This is a genomic window from Massilia eurypsychrophila (genome assembly GCF_002760655.1).
Classification (GTDB): domain Bacteria; phylum Pseudomonadota; class Gammaproteobacteria; order Burkholderiales; family Burkholderiaceae_D; genus JAFCUW01.
This window is the reverse complement of the sequence record NZ_PDOC01000015.1, coordinates 121336-129028: the sequence shown is the minus strand read 5'-3', so window position 1 is coordinate 129028 and position 7693 is coordinate 121336. Positions and strand designations below refer to the sequence as shown.

The following is a 7693-nucleotide window of genomic DNA, read 5'->3' as shown; positions in this document are numbered from 1 at the left end:
GGCTACGTCGAGTGGGCGTTCGCCAAGCGCAACAAGATGTCGCACACCCAGCTGAAAAACAAGGACGGCGTGTTCCTGCAGCCGGACGACGAGAACTTCAAGGCCGCCGCCGCCAACGCCGAGTGGACCAAGACGCCTGGCTTTGGCGTGGTGCTCACCGACATGTCCGGCAAGGCTGCATGGCCGATCACCGGCGCGTCGTACATCCTGATGCATAAGACCCAGGCCGATGGCGTCAAGGGCAAGGAAGTGCTCAAGTTCTTCGACTGGGCCTACAAGAACGGCGACGCCGCCGCAGCTGAACTGGACTACGTGCCGATGCCTGACGTCGTCACCAAGCAGGTGCAGGATGCGTGGAAAGCCAATCTGAAGGATGCCGCCGGCAAGGCGATCTGGTAAGCCCAGTTTCACATTCTATAAAGAAGAAGTTGCCCATGAGTGCAAACCCACCAGCGGCGATGGCCGACGTGATGGCGCCGGAAGAAGTAGCCCAGCGCCATACCGCGATGTTGTCGACCATGCGCATGCAGCGCATCCAGGACTTCATCTTCCACAAGGTGACGATGGCGTTCGCGGCATCGGTGCTGCTGGTGCTGGTTGGTATCATCATCTCGCTGATCTACGGCGCCGCGCCGGCTTTCGCCGAGTTCGGCCCGGCGTTCATCACCACCGTCGAATGGGATCCGGTCAACGACAAGTATGGCGCGCTGATCGCCATCACCGGCACCCTGGCCACGTCTTTCATTGCGCTGCTGGTGGCCTTTCCGGTCAGCTTCGGCATCGCCTTGTTCCTCACTGAAATCTGCCCGGTGTGGCTGCGCCGCCCGATGGGCACCGCGGTCGAACTGCTGGCCGGCGTGCCGTCGATCATCTACGGCATGTGGGGCCTGTTCGTGTTCGCGCCGATCTTCGCCGACCACGTCCAGCCGCTGCTCAAGTCCACCCTCGGCCCGCTGCCGATCATCGGCCCGCTGTTTTCCGGGCCCATGATGGGTATCGGCATCCTGACCGCCGGCCTGATCCTGGCGATCATGATCATCCCGTTCATCGCCTCGGTGATGCGCGACGTGTTCGAAATCGTGCCGGCAGTGCTGAAAGAGTCCGCTTACGGCCTCGGCTGCACCAAGTGGGAAGTGGTGCGCAAGATCGTGCTGCCGTACACCAAGACCGGCGTCGTCGGCGGCGTCATGCTCGGCCTTGGCCGCGCGCTCGGCGAGACGATGGCCGTCACCTTCGTGATCGGCAACGCCAACAAGCTGTCGTGGTCGATGTTCGCCGCCGGTAACTCCATCTCGTCGACGCTGGCCAACGAATTCGCCGAAGCCGAGTCAGTGCTGCACGTGTCTTCGCTGTTCGCGCTGGCGCTGATCCTGTTCGCCATTACCTTCATCGTACTGTCCGCCGCCAAGCTGATGCTTGCCGGAATGTCCCGCAAGGAGGGCGTCAAATGAGTGCAGCCAGCCCGCGCAATCCTGTCTACATCCGCCGCCTGCGCCAGCACCGCATCGGCATCATCATGTCGGTGCTGGCCATGTCGGTCGGCCTCGCGTTCCTCGCTTGGATTCTGTCGACTTTGCTGATCAAGGGCTTCGGCGGCTTGTCGCTGATGATGTTTACCAACGACACGCCGGCGCCCGGCAGCGATGGCGGCGGCTTGCGCAACGCCATCGTCGGCAGCCTGATGATGGTCGGCCTGTCGACCGCGGTCAGCACGCCGATCGGCATTCTGGCCGGCGTCTACCTGGCCGAATACGGCGAGCAGAACAAATTTGCCCAGGTCACCCGCTTCGTCACCGACATCATGCTGTCGGCGCCGTCGATCGTCATCGGCCTGTTCGTCTATGCGCTGTACGTCGCCAACGTCAAGCACTTCTCCGGTTACGCCGGCAGCATCGCGCTGGCGCTGATCGCCATCCCTGTGGTGGTGCGCACCACCGACAACATGCTGCGCCTGGTGCCCAACAGCCTGCTCGAAGCGGCGTTCGCGCTCGGCGCGCCGCGCTGGAAGGTAGCGACCATGGTGCGCCTGCGCGCGGTCAAGGCCGGCGTCGTCACCGGCGTGCTGCTGGCGCTGGCGCGCATCGCCGGCGAAACGGCGCCGCTGCTGTTCACCGCGCTCAACAACCAGTTCTTCAGCGCCGACATGAACGCGCCGCTGGCGAACCTGCCGGTGGTGATCTACCAGTTCGCGATGAGCCCGTACGACAACTGGCGCGACCTGGCCTGGGGCGGCGCCTTGCTCGTCACCTTCAGCGTGTTGCTGCTCAATATATTGTCGCGCACCGTGTTCAGCCAGAAAACCCCGAATTAAGCCGAAAGCAACGAATGACTTTGCCCATGCCAAGCCCGATCCCGACCGTGAGCCAACCGGCCAAGACGATTGAAATCTCCGGCCTGAATTTTTTCTACGGAAAAACCCAGAGCCTGACCAACGTGAACCTCGACATCCACGAGAAGAAGGTCACCGCCTTCATCGGGCCGTCCGGTTGCGGCAAGTCGACCCTGCTGCGTACGCTCAACCGGATGTACGACCTGTATCCGGGCCAGCGCGCCGAAGGCTCGATCATGTACCGCGGCCACAACATCCTGGACCCGAACCAGGACGTCAACATGTTGCGCGCCAAGGTCGGCATGGTGTTCCAGAAGCCGACGCCGTTTCCGATGTCGATCTACGACAACATCGCCTTCGGCGTGCGCCTGTACGAGAACATGTCGAAAGGCGAGATGGACGAGCGCGTCGAGTGGGCGTTGAAGAAGGCGGCGCTGTGGGGCGAAGTCAAGGACATCCTCGGCAAGAGCGGGCTGTCGTTGTCGGGCGGCCAGCAGCAGCGCCTGTGCATCGCGCGCGGCGTTGCCGTCAAGCCCGACGTGCTGCTGCTCGACGAGCCGACCTCGGCGCTCGACCCGATCTCGACGGCCAAGGTCGAAGAGCTGATCAGCGAGCTCAAGCAAGACTACACGATCACCATCGTCACCCACAACATGCAACAGGCGGCGCGTTGCTCGGACTACACTGCCTACATGTACCTGGGCGAGCTGGTTGAATTTGGCGAGACCGACCAGATTTTCATGAACCCGGCGCGCAAAGAGACGCAGGACTATATTACCGGCCGTTTCGGCTGATCCAGGCGATGGTCCAAAATACAAAAAGCGGAGAGCAGCAATGATAGGCGAACATTCATCGAAGCAGTACGACAACGAACTTGAGGCGATCCGCTCCAAGGTATTGCTGATGGGCGGCATCGTGGAAACCCAGTTTACCGATGCGATGACCTGCTTTCGGGTCGGCGACATCGAACACGCCGACCGCGTCATTGCCGGCGACGACGCCGTCAACCAGCTCGAAGTGTCGCTCGACGATGCCTGCAGCCACCTGATCGTGCGGCGCCAGCCGACCGCCAACGACCTGCGCACCGTGATGGCCACCATCAAGGTCATCACCGACCTCGAGCGCATCGGCGACGAAGCGGCGAAGATTGCGCGCATGTCGAAGAACCTGCACAGCCGCGGCGTGGTGGGCGTCAACCACTTCGAGATGGTGCGCACGATCGCCTCGGAAACGTCGGACATGCTGCACGACGCGCTCGATTCGTTTGCCCGTCTCGACGGCAAGCAGGCGCTGGCGCTGATCGCCCACGACGTCGTCATCGACCACGAGTTCCGCTCGATCATGCGCAACCTGATCACCTTCATGATGGAAGACCCGCGCACGATTTCGTCGGCGCTCGACACCTTGTGGGTGGCCAAAGCCATCGAGCGCATCGGCGACCATGCGAAGAACATCGCCGAGTACGTCATCTACGTGGTCGAAGGCAAGGACATCCGCCACACCAAGCCGGCGGTGGTTTCCACCCAGAGCGACGAATAACAGGGCCGGCATGGCAATCGAAAAAATCAGTGTCCTGATCGTCGAGGATGAGCCTGCAATTGTCGAGTTGGTCAAATTTTCGCTGCGTGAAGCGCCCTGGCAAGTCAGCTCGGTGCAAAACTGCGCCGAAGCGTGGGACTTCATGGTGGCGCGCGCGCCGCAGCTGATCCTGCTCGACTGGATGCTGCCCGACCAGACCGGCCTGCGCCTGTTGGCGCGCATCCGCGCCGACCGCAATTTCCAGGCCATTCCGGTCATCATGCTGACTGCCAAGAGCATGGAAGAAGACAAGCTCGCCGGCCTCAACAACGGCGCTGACGATTACGTCACCAAGCCGTTTTCGCCGCGCGAACTGCTGGCGCGCGCCAAGGCACTGTTGCGCCGCAACGCGCCCGAATTGGCCGAAGCGTCGCTGACGGTGGGGCCGGTGACGCTCGATCCGGTCAGCAACAGCGTCAGCGTGAATACTGCTCGCATCGACATCGGCCATGCCGAATTCAAGCTGCTGAAATTTTTGATGGCGCACCCGGGCCGCGTGTTTTCGCGCAGCCAGCTGCTCGACAAGGTGTGGGGCAACGCCGCCGTCATCGAGGAGCGCACCGTCGACGTCCACGTGCTGAGACTGCGCAAGGCGCTGAAGGAGGCCGAGTCGCTGATCAAGACGGTACGCAGCGTTGGGTATATGCTGTCGGATAAATAATACTAGAAACGCTTTCCGATGAATCCCAAAACGCTGTTCTGGATCCCGGCGCTGTTGCGCCTGGCCTTCATGTTCGTCATCGCCGGCGTGTGCTGGTGGATTGCCGGGCCGATCGCCGGCCTGGTGGTGGCGCTGCTGCTGGTGCTCGGCCAGATATTCCTGCAATTGTCTTACCTGAGCCAGCTCGGCGCCTGGCTGGACGACTCCGAGAGCGCCAAGCTGCCCGACGGCTGGGGCGCCTGGACCGACGTGTTCGCGCGGCTGTACCGGCTGCGCCGCGACGACGAGCGCAGCCAGAAGGAGCTGTCCGAATGGTTGGCGCGCTTTCGCCAGGCGATGCATTTGCTGCCGGACGGCGTGGCCATCATGGACGACGTGCTGTTTCTCGAATGGTGCAATCCGGCGGCGGAGCGCCACCTGGGCCTGACGCTCGAGCGCGACCGCGGCATGCGCGTGACGAACCTGGTGCGCCATCCCGACTTCATCGACTACATCATCCTCGGCCGCTACGAGCAGCCGCTGACCTTGAGTCTGCGCGACCGCAAGCTGATCTGCCAGATCATCCCGTTCGAGAACCGCCGCCAGATCCTGGTGACGCACGACGCCACCGAGAGCGCGCGCATCGAGGAGATGCGGCGCGACTTCATCGCCAACGCCTCGCACGAGCTGCGCACGCCGCTGACGGTGATCGTCGGCTTCCTTGAAATTGCCTCGGCCACGCCGGACCTCGATGCAGCCAGCCGCGCGGCGCACCTCAAGCTGATGACTGAGCAGGCGCACCGCATGCAGCGGCTGATCGAGGACATGCTGACGTTGTCGCGGCTCGAATCGGTCGACTATCCGATGCGCGCCGAGCCGGTAGTCATTGCGCCGCTGGTCGAGGACGTGCTGCAGGAAGCGCGCGCCTTGTCGGGCGGGCAGCATGAAGTGACGGCCAGCGTCGACGGCCCCGACATCGAGGGCAGCGCCGAGGAATTGCGCAGCGCGTTCGCCAACCTGGCGTCGAACGCGGTGCGCTACACGCCGCCTGGCGGCAAGGTCAAGCTGAGCTGGACGAACGGGCCGGCGGGGCCGCAGTTCATCGTCAGCGACACCGGCATCGGCATCGACCAGCGCCACATCGCGCGCCTGACCGAGCGCTTCTACCGCGTCGACAAGAGCCGCTCGCGCGAGACGCAGGGCACCGGGCTGGGCCTGGCGATCGTCAAGCACGTGCTGCTGCGCCACCACGCCACCTTGACGATCAAGTCCGAGGCAGGCAAGGGCAGCAACTTCATCGTCACGTTCCCCGCCACGCACGAGCGAGCAACCTTGCCTCGATGACTCAGACGCGCGCGAGCGCGCGCGGTGCGGCGGGCGTGCCGCGGCGGCCCCTGGAGCGCACCGGCGCCTTGTTGCCGACGTCGTCGAGCTTGAAAACACGCAGTGCCGAGATCAGGTTGTCGGCCTGTTCCTGCAGGCTCGTCGACGCCGCCGCGGCTTGCTCGACCAGCGCCGCGTTTTGTTGCGTCACTTCGTCCATCTGGGTGACCGCGCCGTTGACCTGCGCAATGCCGGCGCTTTGTTCGCGCGATGCCGCCGCGATGTCGCCCATCATCTGGTTGACCCTGTCAACTGATACGATGATGGCTTCCATGGTGCTGCCGGCGCGCCCCGCCAACGCCGTTCCGGCATCGATTTTCTCAATCGACACGTCGATCAATTGCTTGATTTCCTTCGCTGCCGCAGCGCTGCGCTGCGCCAGGTTGCGCACTTCGGCGGCGACGACGGCAAAGCCGCGGCCCTGTTCGCCCGCGCGCGCGGCCTCGACCGCGGCGTTGAGCGCCAGGATATTGGTCTGAAAGGCGATTCCTTCGATGATGCCGATGATATCGACAATTTTCCTCGACGCCCCGCTGATGGCGTTCATGGTGGCGACTACGTCGGTAACGACCTTGCCGCCGACGAGCGCAACGGCCGATGCCTCGTCGGCCATCCGCGTGGCGTGCTCGGCATTGCCGGCGTTTTGCTGCACGGTCGATGCCAGCTCTTCCATGCTCGATGCCGTCTCCTCCAGCGATGACGCTTGCGACTCCGTGCGGCCCGACAGGTCCATGTTGCCGCTGGCGATCTCACGCGTCGAGATGCCGATCTGCTCGGAGTTGCTGCGCACATCGCCAACGACGGAGCGCAAATTGACGCGCAACTGGCTCAGCGCCCGCAGCAGCTGACCGACCTCGTCGTCGCCGCTGGCAGGCATGGTGCCGGTCAGGTCGCCGCCGGCCATGATGCGGCTGGCGGCCAGGGCCTGGCGCAGCGGTCCCAGCACCGTCGCCTCGAGCATGTACCAGAAGCGCGCGCCGGCCAGTAGCGCCAGTACGGTCAGTGCCTGCAAGTAGCCCTTGCCGCCGGCGCCAGTGCCGGCGAAGGTCAGGTGCAGGCCGAGGACAACCAGGGCGGCAAGCATCAGCGAGAGATTGAGGGTGATGCGTGTGCCGGTCGACACGCGGCCGCGCCGGCGCAGCCGCGACCACAGGTCGGTTCTGACCGGCATGCCGTGCGAAATGCCCAGGCGCTGCGGATTGTCGGCCTTGAGTGCGCCGTAAAGGTGCGCGGCGGCTTCTTCCTGCTCGTGCGAAGGTTTCGTGCGCACCGACATGAAGCCGACCGCCTTGCCATCTTCAAAGATCGGCGTGACATTCGCCAGCACCCAGTAATAGTCGCCGTTCTTGCAGCGGTTCTTGACCATCCCGCTCCACGGCTCGCCGCTGCGGATGGTGCGCCACAAGTCGGCGAACGCTTCCACCGGCATATCCGGATGGCGCACGATGTTTTGCGGCGCGCCGATCAGTTCTGTCAGCGTGAAGCCGCTGACGTTGACAAAATAGGGGTTGGCGTAGGTAATATTTCCATCCAGATCAGTGGTCGAGACGATGGTTTCTGTGTCGCTGATGTCGTAGCGAACGTTGGTGATCGGAGTGTTGAGGCGCATGATGTGTTCCAGTGCAGACGGGGGGGATGGGCGGTGGGGCCGCGGCGCAAAGGCGCGATGGGGACGGACAGTATGTACGAATGTTACTATAGGCCAATTAAACCATGTCTTAAGTTTTCAATTTTGACGAAAGAAATTTGCCGCGTTTCGCACA

The 7693-nt window shown here is 63.4% G+C and carries 8 protein-coding genes; 7 read left to right on the top strand and 1 reads right to left on the bottom strand.

Annotated elements, in window-relative coordinates:
- From CR105_RS20155 to phoR, 7 genes are all read left to right on the top strand, one after another.
- On the top strand, nt 1-399 hold a 399-nt coding region (locus CR105_RS20155; RefSeq protein ID WP_180288248.1), incomplete at its 5' end, for a type 2 periplasmic-binding domain-containing protein.
- Nucleotides 400-470: 71 nt separating this feature from the next.
- Nucleotides 471-1451: a phosphate ABC transporter permease subunit PstC gene (gene pstC, locus CR105_RS20150; RefSeq protein WP_370660697.1), complete on the top strand. Its 981-nt coding sequence runs from the start codon at nt 471-473 to the stop codon at nt 1449-1451.
- Nucleotides 1448-2311: a phosphate ABC transporter permease PstA gene (gene pstA / locus CR105_RS20145; protein ID WP_099791492.1), complete on the top strand. Its 864-nt coding sequence runs from the start codon at nt 1448-1450 to the stop codon at nt 2309-2311. Before pstC ends, pstA begins: the two co-directional genes overlap by 4 nt.
- Before the next feature lie 14 nt (nt 2312-2325).
- Nucleotides 2326-3123: a phosphate ABC transporter ATP-binding protein PstB gene (gene pstB, locus CR105_RS20140; RefSeq protein WP_099791490.1), complete on the top strand. Its 798-nt coding sequence runs from the start codon at nt 2326-2328 to the stop codon at nt 3121-3123.
- 40 nt (nt 3124-3163) lie between these two features.
- The gene (phoU, locus tag CR105_RS20135) at nt 3164-3868 is read left to right on the top strand and encodes a phosphate signaling complex protein PhoU (protein WP_099791488.1); all 705 of its coding nucleotides are present in this window, start codon (nt 3164-3166) and stop codon (nt 3866-3868) included.
- A gap of 10 nt (nt 3869-3878) precedes the next feature.
- Nucleotides 3879-4568, top strand: a complete 690-nt coding sequence (locus tag CR105_RS20130) for a response regulator (RefSeq protein ID WP_099791486.1) — start codon at nt 3879-3881, stop codon at nt 4566-4568.
- 18 nt (nt 4569-4586) lie between these two features.
- Complete coding sequence (gene phoR, locus CR105_RS20125) at nt 4587-5891, top strand: phosphate regulon sensor histidine kinase PhoR (RefSeq protein WP_099791484.1); 1305 nt, start codon at nt 4587-4589, stop codon at nt 5889-5891.
- A 1-nt stretch (nt 5892) separates the two neighbouring features.
- Here the strand turns inward: phoR and CR105_RS29390 are convergent, their stop codons facing one another.
- Complete coding sequence (locus CR105_RS29390; RefSeq protein ID WP_099791482.1) at nt 5893-7539, bottom strand: methyl-accepting chemotaxis protein; 1647 nt, start codon at nt 7537-7539, stop codon at nt 5893-5895.
- Nucleotides 7540-7693: the final 154 nt, after the last annotated feature.